Source organism: Gelidimonas diazotrophica (assembly GCF_055694025.1).
Map to the genome: position 1 here is coordinate 3,553,933 of NZ_CM146349.1, position 16,295 is coordinate 3,570,227.

At 56.7% G+C, this 16,295-nt stretch carries 13 protein-coding genes; 6 read left to right on the top strand and 7 right to left on the bottom strand.

Annotation, left to right across the window (positions count from 1 at the left end):
• Window positions 1–27: 27 nt before the first annotated feature.
• Together KGFNPO_RS16505 and gabT are read right to left on the bottom strand one after the other, a co-directional pair.
• Window positions 28–1,158, bottom strand: coding sequence for an ABC transporter ATP-binding protein (locus KGFNPO_RS16505; protein ID WP_472632315.1), 1,131 nt, complete (start codon window positions 1,156–1,158; stop codon window positions 28–30).
• Between the two features lie 717 nt (window positions 1,159–1,875).
• Window positions 1,876–3,141 (bottom strand): 4-aminobutyrate--2-oxoglutarate transaminase, encoded by a 1,266-nt coding sequence (gabT, locus tag KGFNPO_RS16510; protein WP_472634514.1) that lies wholly within the window; start codon window positions 3,139–3,141, stop codon window positions 1,876–1,878.
• A gap of 323 nt (window positions 3,142–3,464) precedes the next feature.
• Between gabT and pdxR the strand changes: the two genes are divergently transcribed.
• A complete protein-coding gene (gene pdxR / locus KGFNPO_RS16515) occupies window positions 3,465–4,958 on the top strand; it encodes a MocR-like pyridoxine biosynthesis transcription factor PdxR (RefSeq protein WP_472632316.1) in 1,494 nt (497 codons plus the stop codon).
• Between the two features lie 72 nt (window positions 4,959–5,030).
• Here pdxR and KGFNPO_RS16520 read toward each other — a convergent pair whose 3' ends face one another.
• Window positions 5,031–5,201 carry a hypothetical protein gene (locus KGFNPO_RS16520; RefSeq protein WP_472632317.1) on the bottom strand — a complete coding sequence of 57 codons (171 nt, stop codon included), beginning with the start codon at window positions 5,199–5,201 and terminating at the stop codon, window positions 5,031–5,033.
• A gap of 53 nt (window positions 5,202–5,254) precedes the next feature.
• On the opposite strand from KGFNPO_RS16520, the gene KGFNPO_RS16525 reads away from it, so the two are divergent.
• On the top strand, window positions 5,255–6,373 hold the full coding sequence (locus KGFNPO_RS16525; RefSeq protein ID WP_472632318.1) for a DUF4917 family protein: 1,119 nt from the start codon (window positions 5,255–5,257) through the stop codon (window positions 6,371–6,373).
• A gap of 189 nt (window positions 6,374–6,562) precedes the next feature.
• Here KGFNPO_RS16525 and KGFNPO_RS16530 read toward each other — a convergent pair whose 3' ends face one another.
• From KGFNPO_RS16530 to KGFNPO_RS16540, 3 genes are all read right to left on the bottom strand, one after another.
• Window positions 6,563–7,396, bottom strand: a complete 834-nt coding sequence (locus KGFNPO_RS16530; protein WP_472632319.1) for a hypothetical protein — start codon at window positions 7,394–7,396, stop codon at window positions 6,563–6,565.
• Window positions 7,397–7,689: 293 nt separating this feature from the next.
• Window positions 7,690–8,910: a CaiB/BaiF CoA transferase family protein gene (locus KGFNPO_RS16535; protein WP_472632320.1), complete on the bottom strand. Its 1,221-nt coding sequence runs from the start codon at window positions 8,908–8,910 to the stop codon at window positions 7,690–7,692.
• Window positions 8,911–8,925: 15 nt separating this feature from the next.
• A complete protein-coding gene (locus KGFNPO_RS16540; protein WP_472632321.1) occupies window positions 8,926–10,107 on the bottom strand; it encodes an acyl-CoA dehydrogenase in 1,182 nt (393 codons plus the stop codon).
• A gap of 363 nt (window positions 10,108–10,470) precedes the next feature.
• Between KGFNPO_RS16540 and KGFNPO_RS16545 the strand changes: the two genes are divergently transcribed.
• On the top strand, window positions 10,471–11,382 hold the full coding sequence (locus KGFNPO_RS16545; RefSeq protein WP_472632322.1) for a LysR family transcriptional regulator: 912 nt from the start codon (window positions 10,471–10,473) through the stop codon (window positions 11,380–11,382).
• Between the two features lie 13 nt (window positions 11,383–11,395).
• Here KGFNPO_RS16545 and def read toward each other — a convergent pair whose 3' ends face one another.
• On the bottom strand, window positions 11,396–11,908 hold the full coding sequence (def, locus tag KGFNPO_RS16550) for a peptide deformylase (RefSeq protein WP_472632323.1): 513 nt from the start codon (window positions 11,906–11,908) through the stop codon (window positions 11,396–11,398).
• A gap of 178 nt (window positions 11,909–12,086) precedes the next feature.
• Between def and KGFNPO_RS16555 the strand changes: the two genes are divergently transcribed.
• The 3 genes from KGFNPO_RS16555 to KGFNPO_RS16565 all read left to right on the top strand — a co-directional run bounded on the left by KGFNPO_RS16555 (window position 12,087) and on the right by KGFNPO_RS16565 (window position 16,203).
• Window positions 12,087–13,163, top strand: coding sequence for a LysM peptidoglycan-binding domain-containing protein (locus KGFNPO_RS16555; RefSeq protein ID WP_472632324.1), 1,077 nt, complete (start codon window positions 12,087–12,089; stop codon window positions 13,161–13,163).
• Between the two features lie 25 nt (window positions 13,164–13,188).
• Window positions 13,189–14,322 carry a DNA-processing protein DprA gene (dprA, locus tag KGFNPO_RS16560; protein ID WP_472632325.1) on the top strand — a complete coding sequence of 378 codons (1,134 nt, stop codon included), beginning with the start codon at window positions 13,189–13,191 and terminating at the stop codon, window positions 14,320–14,322.
• Window positions 14,323–14,754: 432 nt separating this feature from the next.
• On the top strand, window positions 14,755–16,203 hold the full coding sequence (locus KGFNPO_RS16565; protein WP_472632326.1) for a sigma-54 interaction domain-containing protein: 1,449 nt from the start codon (window positions 14,755–14,757) through the stop codon (window positions 16,201–16,203).
• Window positions 16,204–16,295: the final 92 nt, after the last annotated feature.

The following is a 16,295-nucleotide window of genomic DNA, read 5'->3' on the forward strand; positions in this document are numbered from 1 at the left end:
TTATTTTATGGTTTTGGGTGGTAAAAACTAGATGAAAATACGCAAACGGTCCGGGTTCAGGTCCAGCGCCACCTGTGTTCCCTCGGCCAATCCGGACAGCGCCGGGTCGCCCAGAGTCAGCTTGACGAAACAATCCTCCTGATGCGCCAATGAACAACGTACCCGCACGTGGTCGCCGAAATAGATCAGGCCGCTGACGCTGACCCGCAGCGCATTCGGAGCGCCCGCGTCCAGCGCAGCCAGCCGAATCCGCTCGGGACGGATGCAGGCGACTGCGGCTTGCCCCACCGATGCGGCATTCGCGTTGGTGCCGGTCAGCACCGAGCCATCCGGCAGACGCACATTGGCGAGCGGGCCCGACACCGATTCAAGCGTGCCGACAAAGCGGTTGTTGTCGCCAATGAAGCCGGCCACAAACTGGTTTTCAGGATATTCATACAGGCGATCGACCACCGCCAGTTGCTGAATGATGCCCTGATCGAATACCGCGACCCGATCCGACATCGTCAGCGCTTCGCTTTGATCGTGGGTGACATAGACGAAGGTGACGCCGAGCCGTTGATGCAGCGCTTTCAGTTCCAGCTGCATGTGCTCGCGCAACTGCTTGTCGAGCGCGCCCAGCGGCTCATCCATCAGCACCAGCTTGGGATCGAACACCAGTGCGCGCGCCAGGGCGATGCGCTGCTGCTGGCCGCCGGACAGCTGGGCCGGATAACGTTCGGCAAAATTACCCATCTGTACCATGTCGAGCGCTTGTTTGACCTTATCGGCGCGGGCGCTGGCGGCCATGCCGCGCACCTGCAACGGGTAAGCCACGTTCTGCCCCACCGTCATGTGCGGAAACAATGCGTAGTTCTGGAACACCATGCCGATGTTGCGCTTGTGCGGCGGCACCTTGTTGAGCAATTGCCCATCCAGCAGAATTTCGCCGCCGGTGGGAAACTCGAAACCGGCCAGCATCATCAGGCAAGTGGTCTTGCCGGAGCCGGACGGCCCCAGCAAGGTCAGGAATTCGCCGCGCTGGATCTCCAGATCCAGATGCTTGACGACCAGATTTTCACCATCGTAGGTTTTTTGGACGCCCTTAAATGCGACCAGCGTGTCGCGCTCTGCAGGTACTGGATGTGCTGTCTCTACTGCGGTATTTGCCTGATTCAAAATTGTATCTCCATGGCGCCAGAAATCTGTCGAACTATATGCATCAATTAAAAAAATGCTCACGTTTTTTTAATCGGGATGTCCCCGACTGTACTGCCACATCAGGACGTTTGATACTTCTTCAAAATTCTTTCTCCGGTCACCTGACATTGGCTGCTGATGCTACTTTTTCCTTGACTGCGTTGCCTTGATCAGCGACAAACCTGCTGGTGTCAGTGCGGTCAAAACTTTACGTTTCCAAAATCTATAACGCAAGAACCATGCCGTCCAGAATGCTCGGGTTCATCCAGACTGCCACATACCGGAAGTACATTTTTAAAGCGATCGATCCGCTTTACTGCTGCACCTGCGGGCCTGACGCGAGACATTGCGGCGCGCTCGGATGTGCGTGTGTATGTATGTGAGTGCGTGTGTGCGGAGTTTAATTTTGCGCGGTGTGCCGAACCAATGGCACAGGGCGAAACTCGGCCATGAATAGGGCTAATTGCGGGTGGGATTGTGCGTAGTGCATGTGTGTCGTCTCCATATGTAAGTAAGTCAAGGTGGGCAATTGCAATTGCTCTCTCCCTTGCATTCCGGTCAGCGAGCCGGATTGTGTAACTGTGTGATCAACTGATTTGCCCAATCACAGGGCTTGCTCGGTACTGCAACGTCCATGGCGGTGCGGCGTGGTTTTTAATGCACCACACCGCATCCGCCGATGGCGCTTATGTTTGCTTATGCTTTCAGGGCCAGCGCCAGTTTTTGCAATCCTTCTTCAAACACTTCCGGCTGAATCGTCAGCGGCATCAGGAAACGGATGACGTTGAAATAAATCCCGCAAGTCAGCAATACTAAACCTTGTTCGAGCGCCTTGGCCTGCACTTTCTTGGCGAAATCCGGGTTCGGCTGCTTGCTGTCGGGATGGTTGAATTCGACTGCGACCATCGCGCCCAGGCCGCGCACATCGGCGATTTCCGGCACCTCCGAACGCAAGCCTTCCAGCGTGCTGCGCAATTGCGCACCGAGCTGGTTGGCCCGCGCCACCAAGCCTTCCTCCTCGATCACGTCGATCACTGCCAGCGCCGCCGCCACTGCCAGCGGATTGCCGGCGTAGGTGCCACCCAGACCGCCCGGATTTGCCGCATCCATGATTTCCGCGCGGCCGGTCAGGGCCGACAGCGGAAAGCCGCCGGCCAGACTTTTTGCCATCATCAGCATGTCCGGAACTACGTCGTAGTGCTCGATGGCGAACATTTTGCCGGTGCGGGCAAAGCCGCTCTGCACTTCATCGATCACCAGCAGAATGCCGTGCAAGTCGCAGATCGCGCGCAGCTCGCGCATGAATTCCGGCGGCGTCGGATAGAAACCGCCCTCACCCTGCACCGGTTCGATGATGATCGCGGCGACCCGTTTCGGATCGATGTCGGCCTTGAACAGGCGATCCAGCGCTTGCAAGGAATCGTCCACCGTCACGCCATGCAGCGCCACCGGAAACGGTACGTGATACACGTCGGACGGGAACGGGCCGAAACCCACTTTGTACGGCACCACTTTGCCAGTCAGCGCCATGCCCATCATGGTGCGGCCGTGGAACGCGCCTGAGAAAGCGATGATGCCGCTGCGGCCGGTGGCGACACGGGCAATCTTGACCGCATTTTCGGCCGCTTCGGCACCGGTCGAGAACAGCGCGGTGCGTTTTGCATGGTTGCCGGGTGTCAGCTGATTGAGCTTTTCAGCCAGTTCGACATAACCCTGATACGGAAACACCTGGAAGCAGGTGTGGGTGAATTTTTGCAGCTGGGCTTCCACCGCAGCGATGATCTTCGGGTGGCAGTGGCCGGTATTGAGCACGCCGATGCCGCCGGTGAAGTCGATATAGCGTTTGCCTTCGACATCCCATACTTCGGAATTTTTCGCATGATCGACATAGATCTGGGTCATCACGCCGACGCCGCGTACGGTGGCGGCTTCTTTGCGCTGCTGCAGGGCTTGGTTGCTTATTTCCATGATATCTCCAGTAATGTTATTTTTGGCTGAGGCGCAAGCTGCGGGTCTAATGTAGGGCGGGTGAAACCCGCATTTTCGTGTGACCACATACTGTGGACGTCACACACACTACTACCTGTATTTTTAAGTACCGCATATGAATAATGCGGAAAGCATGGTGTTTTTAAGCATACTCCATGTATTTATTAAATCATCGAAGTGGCTGGCTGGCTTTTTGCCAGCGTCTCATCGACTCCGATGGTCATTCTGTGGAACTATATTAATAGGATTCTGGCGTTATACTTAAGAGCCAGTTTGATTTATTTGATGGAGCCACTTTGCGCATAGCCTCGTTACCGGATTTTTTATTGCAACGCATCGATCGCGCCACCGGCCAGCCGGTCAATCGCCAGATCTATCAAGTGCTGCGCGAAGCGATTCTGGCGCACAAATTGCCGGCCGGCCTGCAACTGCCATCCTCGCGCGAACTGGCGCGCGAATTGGCGATGTCGCGCAATACCGTAACCCACGCCTACGAACAATTGATCGCCGAGGGTTATCTGGAAACGCGCGCGGGCGCCGGCACCTTTATTGCCGATACGGTGCCGGATCAAATCGTCGATGTGCGCCAGAACAGCCGCAGCGATAGCGACCATCCCGGCCATGCCGGCTTGTCGACCCGCGGCGCGCAGCTGATCCAGCGCGCCGGCGTCAGCGCCTTGCAGTGGGGCGCGTTCATGCCGGGGGTGCCGGATGTCACGCAATTCCCCAGCAAGGTGTGGAGCCGGCTGCAGAATAAACACTGGCGCCGTTCGCGCGCCGATCTGCTGAGCTACGGCCAGGGCGGCGGCTACCTGCCGTTGCGGGAAGCGATTGCCGAATACCTGCGGGTGGCGCGCTCGGTCAATTGCCGCACCGATCAAATCATCATTACCACCGGCATCCACCAATCGATCGATCTGGCCGCCAAATTGCTGGGCGAGCATGGCGATCAGGCCTGGGTCGAGGAACCCTGCTACTGGGGCACCCGCAGCGTTTGCCAGTCGCTGGGCATCGAGCCGGTGCCGATCCCGGTCGACGCCGAAGGCATGCAGGTGCCCCAGACCGCGCTGTTACATCCTGCGCATCCGCCGCGCTTCATATTCGTGACGCCGTCGCATCAATATCCGCTCGGCACCGTGATGAGCCTGTCGCGCCGTCGCCTGCTGCTGGAATATGCGGCCGCGCATAAGGCGTGGATCATGGAAGACGATTACGACAGCGAATTCCGCTACGGCAGCCGGCCGCTGGCGTCATTGCAGGGCCTCGATACGCACGAGCGCGTGCTGTACATGGGCACCTTCAGCAAGACCATGTTTCCCGGGCTGCGCATCGGTTTTCTGGTGGTGCCGGAAGCCTTGTCGGAAGCCTTCGCCACCGGGCACTCCGAGCTGTATCGCGGCGGCCAGGTGTTTACCGAGGCCATCCTGGCCGATTTCATGACGGAAGGTTATTTTGCTTCCCACATCCGGCGCATGCGGGTGTTGTACGGCGAGCGCCTGCGCTTGCTGCAACAGGCCATCGAGCACCATTTCGGCGACGCCATCGATTTTTCCGACGGCGACGCCGGCCTGCATCTGGCGCTGCATCTGCCGCCCGGTTGCGACGACCTGGCCATCTGCAGCGAAGCGCGCGCAGCCGGCATCATCACCCGCCCGTTGTCCGGCTATTACATGCAGGCTGACAGCGCCAGACGCGGCCTGATGCTGGGTTATGCCTGCGTGCCGAACGAACAAATCGCGCCGGCGTTCGACAAGCTGGCCGGCATTATCAAGAGGCACTGGCCGGCGTAAGTTCATTCAAAAACACCTTGCTTAAAAATGCCTGAAAACGGGAAAGTGGAAATGGCACGCGATGAGCTGCAATCAGCCGCCGCTGCGGGTGTCCTGCAGGCTGGACATCTTGTCGTGTTGCAATAGTCTTGTGCTTTTAAAGCGCCACTGGTTGGTTGGATGGCGGCAATCGACCCATAAGAGCCGTTCAGGTTTTTCGCCCCAATGACAGCAGTGCAGCGAAAGCGGACCATTTGAGCCCATGGCGATCCGTTGAAATATCGTCATACAAACGAAAAAAACAGGAGGTATCCGATATGCCATACCCCGTTATGCAGTGGGCTCAGATTGCCGCCAACTACCACCGAGGCACGATTCTGCTGGGCAATGGCGCAAGCATCGCGGTGTCGCCGAGCTTCGCCTATGGCTCATTGCTGGCCCACGCTCAGCAAGGTGGCTTGCTCGCAGATGATGTGAATCGCCTATTCGGCTTCTTTGGAACATCCGATTTCGAGCTGATCCTTCGACTGGTCTGGCAAGCATCCAATGTCAACCGATCACTGCAGATACCGGACAACCGCACGCACCAAACCTACCTGAACGTCAGAGAGTGCCTGATCCAGGCCGTTCGCGATGTCCATCCTGACTACGAACTGGTGAGTGGGCAATTACCCAGCATGTATCTGTTCCTCAAGAGCTTCAATACGATCCTGTCGCTGAACTACGACCTGCTGGTCTACTGGACGATGACCTACGGGCTCAACGTCCAGGACGGTCACATGTTCAAGGATTGCTTCCGGAACGGCGCGTTCGATGATGCCTGGCAGAGATTCCGTGAACCTTATAGGGAGCAGACTAACACCTTGGTTTTCTACCCTCACGGAAGCCTCGCCCTGTGCCGCAATGCGGTGGAACAGGAGTCCAAGATTCATAACGATGGGACACGCTTGCTGGAGGCAGTCCTTCAGGAGTGGCGCAGCGAGCGGGTCGTGCCGCTGTTTGTCAGTGAGGGAACGATGCAGCAGAAGGTGTCCTCGATCCAGAACAGCTACTACCTTTCTACTGTGTACCGGGAGGTACTTACTTCGCAGCGAGTCACCTTGACACTGTACGGCTGGGGGCTCGGGAAACATGATAGGCATCTCTTGAAACGGATGCGCGGAACCGGAATCCAACGGGTTGCGGTCTCCGTTTATCGTGGCGATCAGGTCTATTGCAACTACGCGTGCCAGGTCATTCAGGATGATTTGGGGCCAGTCCATGTGGACTTCTTTGATAGCGAAAGCCCCGGATGCTGGATTCACGCCATGCCACCGCTTTTGCCGGGCTGGGTCAATTCTGGCGCTAATGCGGTCCTGCAGCCCTCCAGCACCGCAAAGTATGACCAGGAAGTGTGCATCCCGGACGTCCCTACAGCTAGCGCTAGCTGCAAATGAGACACCTGAGTAAGTTGAAGTCCACTTTCGTTAAGGTTTGCCCAGCGCCGGCCGGTAGCACTTGCGCACATCAATTCGGGCCTGTGGCGGCGGCCGGCATCGGACAACACTTAACGGTGGGGAACTAAAGCAGGCCACGGTTGTGACTATTTACTCCAGCTATTGGCGAAGTTAACCTATAACTATGGCCTAGTTATCGCCCGTCGAGGCAGGATGTAACGCGAAATGGATGGGCAATGTGTCCACCCGTCCGTCGCGATCAAAGACACCCAGATCGCCAGAAGGCAGGACCTCGTAATAGTCTCCAGAGCTGCTGCCGATGACAGAATAGCGCTTCCCTGGGCCGGTCTTCAGTATTTCGCCACGCTCACCACTCTTGCAGTAGGCACTACGCTGTACGCGATAGACTTTTGCTCCGACTTGTTCGAGGCTCAGGGTCAGATTAAAAGTGGAGTCAGCCCAGGTTCCGATGATCTTACGCTGGCGAATGGAGGGCAATCTCGGATTAATATCAAGACTGCGACCAGGCTCCACCTTGTCAACGCACGCATATTTATCCTTGCGCTCATCCTTGAGAAGATTGTGGTGAATCGTTGTTGCCGGGTTGCTGGCAGAGTCGTACCGAGCTATCCAATTTGCGCTCTCCCCTGCGGTTACGCCCGCTGGATAGAGGAACATCCGGGACTTTTTGATCGGGTTTTTGCGGCAGCTATCTGTGATCCGATCATACAAACGCTTGAGCACGCTCTTGACCTCAGCCTCGGTCAGTCGAGTCTTCGGATCTTGAAGTGTGAATGAAGCGTTGGCCCAGGACTGATCAGGGGCATCCGAGACCGTGTAATCGGACACTTCAATCTTTGCCTCTGGCAAGTCCAAAACGTCGCTACGGACAAGGGCATACTGACACTTGGGGGCTGCAGTAGTTTGCTGGCCGCCTGCTGGCTCCTTAGTATCTGGCGTTGAGCGACCACATGCCGACAGGAAGATCGCTACAGTGGCGACTAAGATCACGATCTTATTCATTGATTGCTTTCTATTGAAAAACGTTGTTGCTTTAAAACGGAGGCGAATGTCGGCTCTTGGCCGAATACTGTCGTTCGTCGCACCTCCGAATTCACAAAATAACGGATCAGGACCAAGCGCCGGCTAGTTGCCCATACAGCCGTGCGTATTTTTAAAGATGCAGAAGATACATGCGGAAAGATGCATGTTTTTACTGATACCCCACTTTATTGTGGAATACGGGCAATTATTAAAGTAACTATTAGCGCGCCTCCCTCTAAGGCAGCGTAAAGCATAGATCGGACAAATCTGCTTTACACCAACCCCTGCTGCCGCAACGCGGCAATCTCCTGCGCTGGCAGCCCCAGCATCTGCTGCAACACCTGGTCGGTATGCTGACCCAGCGTCGGCGGTGCCTGCATATCCACCGTCGCGTCGCCGGAAAAGCGCACCGGATGGCGAACCTGCGGCACGCTGCCGGCGCTCGGATGCGGCACATCAACCCGCATTTCCCGCGATTGCACCTGCGGATCAGCAAACACTTGCGCCAGATTATTGATCGGCCCGCATGGCACGCCGACCGCTTCCAGCGCTTCCGCCAGTTGCGGCCCGCGCCACGCTTGCAGCGTTTCAGTAATCAGCGGCAACAGCAGATCGCGGTGCTGGACCCGCGCCGGATTGCTGGCAAAGCGCGGGTCTGCACTCCATTCCGGCCGGCCCAGCACCCGGCACAAGCTGGCGAACTGACCATCGTTGCCGACCGCAATCACGATTTGTCCGTCGCCGGTTTCGAACGCCTGATACGGCACGATATTCGGATGCGCATTGCCCCAGCGCTGCGGCACGGTGCCACTGACCAGATAATTCATGCCAACATTGGCCAGCATCGCCACTTGCACATCAAGCAGCGCGACATCGATATAACGGCCTTCGCCGGTGCGTTCGCGATTGGCCAGCGCCGCCAGAATTGCGCTGCTGGCATACATGCCGGTCATCACGTCTACCACCGCAACGCCGACTTTTTGCGGACCGCCGCCGGGCAATGCATCGCGCTCGCCGGTGATGCTCATCAAGCCGCCAACAGCCTGAATCGCAAAATCGTAACCGGGCCGCGACGCATACGGGCCGGTCTGGCCGAAGCCGGTGATCGAGCAATAAATCAGGCGCGGATTGAGCGCCTTTAGAGATTCGTAATCCAGCCCGTATTTCTGCAGGCTGCCGACCTTGTAATTTTCGATCAGGACGTCGGCTTGCGCCACCAGTTGGCGCAGCAATGCCGCGCCTTCCGGTTTGGCGAAATCGAGCGTGACCGATTGCTTGCCGCGGTTAGCCGACAGGTAATAGGCGGCTTCGCTGGTCAGGTTGCCGTTGGCATCTTTGGCAAACGGCGGCCCCCAGTGCCGGGTATCGTCGCCGACACCCGGCTTTTCGATCTTGATGACCGTCGCGCCATAATCGGCCAGGATTTGCGTGCACCACGGCCCTGCCAGCACACGCGTCAAATCCAGCACTTTGATGTCGGGAAGCAGGCTCATGGCATCACCCCAATATCAGGAAAACGCCGGGATGCCGGTAATGGCACGCCCCAGAATCAGCGCATGGACGTCGTGCGTGCCTTCATAGGTGTTCACCACTTCCAGATTCACCATGTGCCGGATCACGCCGTACTCGTCGGAGATGCCGTTGCCGCCCAGCATATCGCGCGCCATGCGGGCGATATCGAGCGACTTGCCGCAGGAATTGCGCTTCATGATCGAGGTGATGTCGACGGCGGCGATGCCTTCATCTTTCATCCGGCCCAGGCGCAGGCAACCCTGCAAGCCGAGCGATATTTCGGTCAGCATGTCGGCCAGTTTTTTCTGGATCAATTGATTGGCGGCCAGCGGCCGGCCGAATTGCTGGCGGTCCAGCACATATTGACGGGCGCGATGGAAGCAATCTTCGGCTGCACCCAATGCGCCCCAGGCGATGCCGTAACGGGCGGAGTTCAGGCAGGTGAACGGACCTTTCAGGCCGCGCACGTCGGGGAAGGCGTTTTCTTCCGGGCAAAACACGCCGTCCATCACGATTTCACCGGTGATCGAGGCGCGCAGGCCGAATTTGCCGTGGATTGCAGGGGCAGTCAGCCCTTTCATGCCTTTTTCCAGCACGAAACCGCGAATCGCGCCTTCGTCATCCTTGGCCCAGACCACGAACACGTCGGCAATTGGCGAGTTGGAAATCCACATTTTGCTGCCGGAGACGCTGTAACCGCCCGGCACTTTCCTGGCGCGGGTGATCATCGAACCGGGGTCGGAACCATGGTTCGGCTCGGTCAGGCCGAAGCAGCCGATCCATTCGCCGGTCGCCAGTTTGGGCAGAAATTTTTGCTTTTGCGCTTCGGTGCCGAATTCATAAATTGGCACCATGACCAATGAAGATTGCACGCTCATCATCGAACGGTAGCCGGAATCGACCCGTTCGACTTCGCGCGCGATCAAGCCGTAACAAACGTAATTCAGGCCGGGGCCGCCGTATTGTTCCGGAATCGTCGGTCCCAGCAAGCCGAGTTCGCCCATTTCGCGGAAAATCCCGGGATCGGTTTGCTCGTTGCGGAACGCTTCCAGCACGCGTGGCTGCAGTTTGTCTTGGCTATAGGCGCTGGCAGCGTCGCGCACCATGCGTTCCTCGTCGCTCAGTTGCTGGTCTAGTAACAGAGGGTCGTCCCAATGAAATTGCGCTTTTTGGTGCATTTTGTTCTCCTGATGAATTTGGTAGTAGTGCTGGCCACTGTACGAGAATGACTGGCCGCATGCAAACGCGTAATATGCATCAGCTTGTGCGTTTTACGCACGCGTTAGGAGATGTACATTCATACAAAGCTGGTCCACGAAAAACACGAAAGGCACGAAAAAATGGACTCGGAATGCGCCGGAACATTGCACAACCTACAAACTGGTAGCAGTATATTTTATATACGCAATGAATATATGCGGTAAATGCCATAAAAATTACGATACTCCTTATTTTTTAAAATAATCCGGCTGTGATTTTGGTTCGTGCTTTTCGTGTCTTTCGTGGACAATAATTTTTAAATGGTGCCAATGGCATTCAACATGCGCAGAAAAATCCCCAACACCAAAGCACTGATGGCTTTTGAAGCGGCCGCCAGACACCAGAGCTTCACCCAGGCGGCGCTGGAACTGAGCCAGACCCAGAGTGCAATTTGCCGGCAGATTGCCAGCCTGGAAGATTTTTTAGGCGTACCCCTGTTCCACCGCAGCAAGCGCGGCGTGACGCTGACGGAAGCCGGCACAACCTATGGCCGCCAGGTCGCTCTGCGGCTGGATGAAATAGAACGCGACACGCTGGAACTGATGGCGCGGCGCGGGCTGGGCGGCAATTTGGAGCTGGCCATCGTGCCGACTTTTGCCTCCAAGTGGCTGATGCCCAGGCTGGCACGATTTCATCAGGCACACCCGGATATTTCGATCAATCTGACCACCCGCACCCGCCCATTTCTGTTCAACGAAACCGGGTTCGATGCAGCAATCCATTGCGGCGACACCCACTGGCCGGGAACCGAAGCGTGTTTTCTGATGCAGGAAGATATCGTTCCGGTATGCAGCCCGGGCTTGATCGCACCGCGCAAAAAGCTGACTCCGAAACAAGTGCAGGAATATCCGTTGCTGCAGCAAACCACGCGGCCGTATGCCTGGCATACCTGGTTCGCATCGTTCGATCTACAGGTGGAACATGACATGACCGGGCCGCGCTATGAACTGTTTTCGATGCTCACGCAGGCGGCAATGCACGATATGGGAATCGCGCTGATCCCGCGCTTTCTGGTGGAATCCGAACTGAAAAGCGGGCAATTGATCATTCCTGCCGACCATTATTTCGTCAACAACAAATCGTATTATCTGGTCTACCCTGAAAAGAAGGCGGAAAGCGCAGTCCTGAAACAGTTCCGGGACTGGCTTGAAAACGAGGCGAAATCCTATCGCCAGGGAATTGCTCAGAATTGATGTCGGAGGGTGATTATCCCCGCCGCTGCTGCCGCTCTTCCTTCAGCATTCTGGCCTTGATGCGGTTGCGCTTGAGCGGCGACAGATATTCGACGAATACCTTGCCCTTGAGGTGATCCATTTCGTGCTGGATACAGACCGCCAGCAAGCCATCGGCACTGACTTCGAACGCTTTGCCATCGGCGTCCAGCGCCCGCACCTTGACCTCGGCCGGACGCTCGACGCCATCATAGACGCCCGGCACCGACAGGCAGCCTTCGTCGTACAGCTTGGTTTCGCTACTGGCCCAGAGGATTTCCGGATTGATGAATACTTGCAAATCGTCTTGCGTATCCGAGGTATCGATCACCAGCAACTGTTGATGGACATCGACTTGCGAGGCGGCCAGGCCGACGCCGGGCGCTTCATACATGGTGTCGGCCATGTCCCTGATCAGTTTTTTCAGGCGCGCGTCAAACACCGTCACCGGCTTGGCGATCTTGTGCAGGCGCGGATCGGGATACAGCAGAATATTTAATAGTGGCATACGGTTTTTACACAACGGCACCACGGTGCCGAAAAAGATTTTCTCTTGCTAGTTCAAGGTTTTATGGGCAGAATTTGATTCAATTTGGCAAGTATTGCCGCGCATCCACTTGTGCGCACACACCACATTTGTGGCGCTGCATTCGACACCAACTCATGCCCACTCATTGGATAACATCGTGAAAAATTTTAGCACAATCGCTCTGAAATTGACCGCTGCACCTATTTTTGCTGCATTGGCTTTACTGACTGTACCGAATGCGCAGGCAGCCTCATGCGAATTTCTGTCGAATGCCCCAGATCAGCATACGGTTGTGCGCAGCGACACCCTGTGGGATATCTCCGGAAAATTTCTGCAACATCCGTGGTGCTGGCCGCAGGTGTGGGGCTTGAACCGCGACCAGATCCGTAATCCGCACTGGATTTATCCGGGCCAGATTGTGTATTTTGACCGCGCCGCCGGCCGCCTGCGGCTGGGATCAAAGACCGCTCTTGGCGGCTCGCCGAACGTGCGGCTGTTGCCCGGAATTCGCACCGAACGCCTGGGTCTGGATGCGGTGCCGGCGATTGCTGCGAGCAGGATTGAGCCGTTCCTATCGCAACCATTGGTAATCGAAGAAAACCAGTTCAACGATACGCCGCGTATTGTGGCGGCCCAAGAGGGGCGCGTGTTCCTTGGCAAAAATGACAAGGCGTATGTTCGGGGCGATCTGCAGGGTGGCACCTCGTTCCAGGCATTTCGTCCGGGCAAGCCCTTGAAAGACCCGGAAACCATGGCGGTCATCGGCTTTGAAGCGGTCTATCTTGGCACTCTGAAACTGCAGCGCGCAGCCAGTGCGGAAAATGAAGCGCACACTTTTACAGTAGTTACGTCCAAGGAGGAAATGGGAGTAGGCGACCGCTTGTTGCCGGTACCGCCAACGCCGATCCTGAATTACATGCCGCATCCGCCGGAACACCCGGTCGCCGCGCGCATCGTGTCAATCTACGGCGGCGTAACGCATGCCGGCCAAAATCAGGTGGTGGCGATCAACCGCGGCAAGAACGATGGCATCGATATTGGCACAGTGCTTGAATTGTCGCGCTACGGTCAACTCATCAAGGACCCGGCCGATAAGGGCAAGACCATCAAACTGCCTGACGAGCAATACGGTGCGCTATTTATTTTCCGGGTCTTCAACAAAATCTCTTACGGCCTGATCATGCAAGTCACCGATTCGGTCCAGGTCGGCGATGTGGTCAAGTCGCCCGAGTAACCGACTAACCGACATCAATTCCACGATGACAGATACCGCAGGCGCGGCGCGGCCGGAGGAACTGGCGCTCTGGTTGCGGCTGGAGCAAACGCCCGGCGTCGGCCCGGAGACCGCGCGCAAGCTGCTGGCTGCTTTCGGTCTGCCGGAAAACATCTTTTCGAGCAACTTTTCGGCGTTAAATAAGGTAGTGTCGCAGCGCGTCGCGCAAGCGCTGCTGGCAGCGCCGGCCGACGCCACCCTGGCCCTGATCGACAAGACGCTGGCATGGAGCGCGCAAGCCGGCAATCACGTGCTGACACTGGCAGACGATGGCTATCCGCCAGCGCTGCTGAATATTCCCGACCCGCCGCTGATGCTGTATGCGAAAGGGCGGCTGGCGCTGCTGTCGGCTCCGGCGCTGGCGGTGGTCGGCAGTCGCAATGCCACCGTGCAAGGGATTGCCAACGCCGACCAGTTTTCGCAGGCGCTGAGCCAGGCCGGGCTGACCATCATTTCCGGCATGGCGCTGGGCATCGACGCGGCCGCCCATCAGGGCGGTCTGCGCGGCGCCGGATCGACTGTGGCCGTGATCGGCACCGGCGCCGATATCGTCTATCCGGCCCGCAATCGCAGCCTGGCGCACCAGATTGCCGATGGCGGCTGCATCGTCAGCGAGTGCCCGCTCGGGATGCCGGCGATCGCCTCCAACTTCCCGCGCCGCAACCGCATCATTTCCGGACTGGCGCGCGGCGTGCTGGTGATCGAGGCGGCACTGCAATCGGGTTCGCTGATCACCGCCCGCATGGCCGCCGACCAGAACCGCGAGGTATTTGCGATTCCGGGTTCGATCCATTCGCCGCTGTCCAAAGGCTGTCATCTGCTGCTCAAGCAAGGGGCAAAACTAGTCGAGTCGGCCCAGGACATACTGGAAGAGTTGCGTGATTTCAAGCCGGCCTCTATTCCGGCAATAGTTGCAGCGGCTGGCACTGCCAGCGCCAACCCGAAAGACCCGCTCGCCAGCCGGCTGCTGGTTGCAATGGGCTTCGATCCGGTGCCGGTGGATCTGCTGGCGCAGCGCAGCGGCTTCGATATCTCCACCCTCAGCACCCAACTGCTGACACTTGAACTGGACGGGTTGGTGGAGCGGCTGTCGGATGGCGCCTATCGTCGCCTGGGCTAAACGCTTGGGCTAAACGCTTAGGCTACATTTATGCAGGCGTGCTGCTGCCATGCCAGTCCACTCCTGGCCCATGGCCCATTTCCCATTTCCCATTTCCCATTTCCAGCGGCTAAAATTTCCCCTATTCAACGCAAATATCTTGCCTCCCGGCATACCTTTCCGCGTTATCGAACCCAGCTTGAATGCACCTTGGAAACAACCTGTTCCTACCCCCAGGAAGAACGTTGATTTCAATCAATAAACACAATTAAATCAATGGCTTACAAGAAACTTTCAACTGATTGCAGATTGTTAAAAAAGAACACGCGTTGTAACCTGATTATTCAGTTATTAACTATTACGGTACACGAGTCAGCTGCAACCTGACCTCCATCCGAAGGGCCCTGCAGCGCGATAGGAGGGGATCATCCAGATGATCCGCTGCGGATACCGATGAGAATAGAAAAAGACAGAAAAATGCTATATGCCTCGACTTTCGCGCGGCGACTCCAGCCGGTATTGGTTTTGCGTTTATCCAGCCCGATCGGGCAGGCCTGTCCTTACGCAGACTTGCTACTCGATAACAACATTCAACTGATTGAGAAACCGACACTGGAAACAGCCTATCGTGCAATAAATGACGGCTGTCGTGTGGGTCTGGTGATCATCCGGGAAGAACAGGATTTGCATCAAATGGATGCCTATGAAAAATTCCTGAACATTAACCAAATTGCATGGGTCGGCCTATTTTCCCAAGAACTCATTCTGTTGCCCTCTATCAGGAAATTCATCAGCGAACGCCTGTTCAATTTCCTGACCATCCCGGCCGAGTGCGAACACATTGTCCTCGCGCTTCGGCATGCCTGGAGCATGGCATTCGTGCATGACGCCCACAAGATATCCGCCGATGAAGCTTCTGCCTCCAAACTCAATGCCACCATGGTGGGCAGGTCGGCGCAGATGCAGCGTCTCGCCAGGCAAATCAGGAAAGTGGCAAATACCGATGCGGCCGTACTGATTACAGGGCCATCCGGCACCGGTAAAGAGCTCGCCGCGCTGTCGATCCATCATCAGTCTTCACGCAATGACGCGCCGTTTGTAACGGTTAATTGCGGCGCAATTCCGGCAACTTTGTTCCAGTCTGAATTGTTCGGGTATGAAAAGGGGGCTTTTACCGGTGCCAACCAGCGCAAAATCGGCCGCATTGAAGCGGCCCAAGGCGGCACCCTGTTTCTCGATGAAATAGGCGACATGCCATTTGACATGCAGGTCAACATGTTGCGCTTCCTGCAAGAAAAAACCATTGAGCGCGTCGGTGGCACGGCGTCCCTGACCATTGATGTACGCGTCATCGCCGCGACCCATATCGACTTGGAGCAAGCAGTCAAATTAGGGCGTTTCCGCGAAGACTTGTATTACCGCATCAATGTCATTTGCATCACCACGCCGCGCCTGGTCGAATGCACCGAAGACATAGAACAGCTTGCATTGCATTACTTCAGGCAATTCTCGCAAGCACACAATAAAAGCTTGCGCGGGTTCTCCAAAAACGCGATGAAAGCGATGCTGCAGCATGATTGGCCCGGCAATGTCCGCGAATTAATCAATCGCATCCAGCGTGCGACGGTGATGGCGGAAGGCCGTTTCATCAAGCCGGAAGACCTCGGTTTTCGTGCCAGCGATACCGTAGAAGAGCAGATTTCATTGGAACACGCACGCGCCACCGCGGAAAGAGAAACCATCCAGCGCGCATTGACTCAGGCCCGCAATCAAATCTCCCGCGCGGCCCAGCTGCTGGGAATTTCACGGGTGACGCTGTACCGCCTCCTCGAAAAATACCAGCTCCGCGCTGCCATCACAGCACATGAAAGCGACACAACGATGGATGCCGCGCCGCAATAAATCGAATCCAATCATGCATGATCGCTGCCAATTTTTCTAACAGCGCTGCCCGCACTTATTGCAGACAAACTTTGATTTCGAACAACATTAAA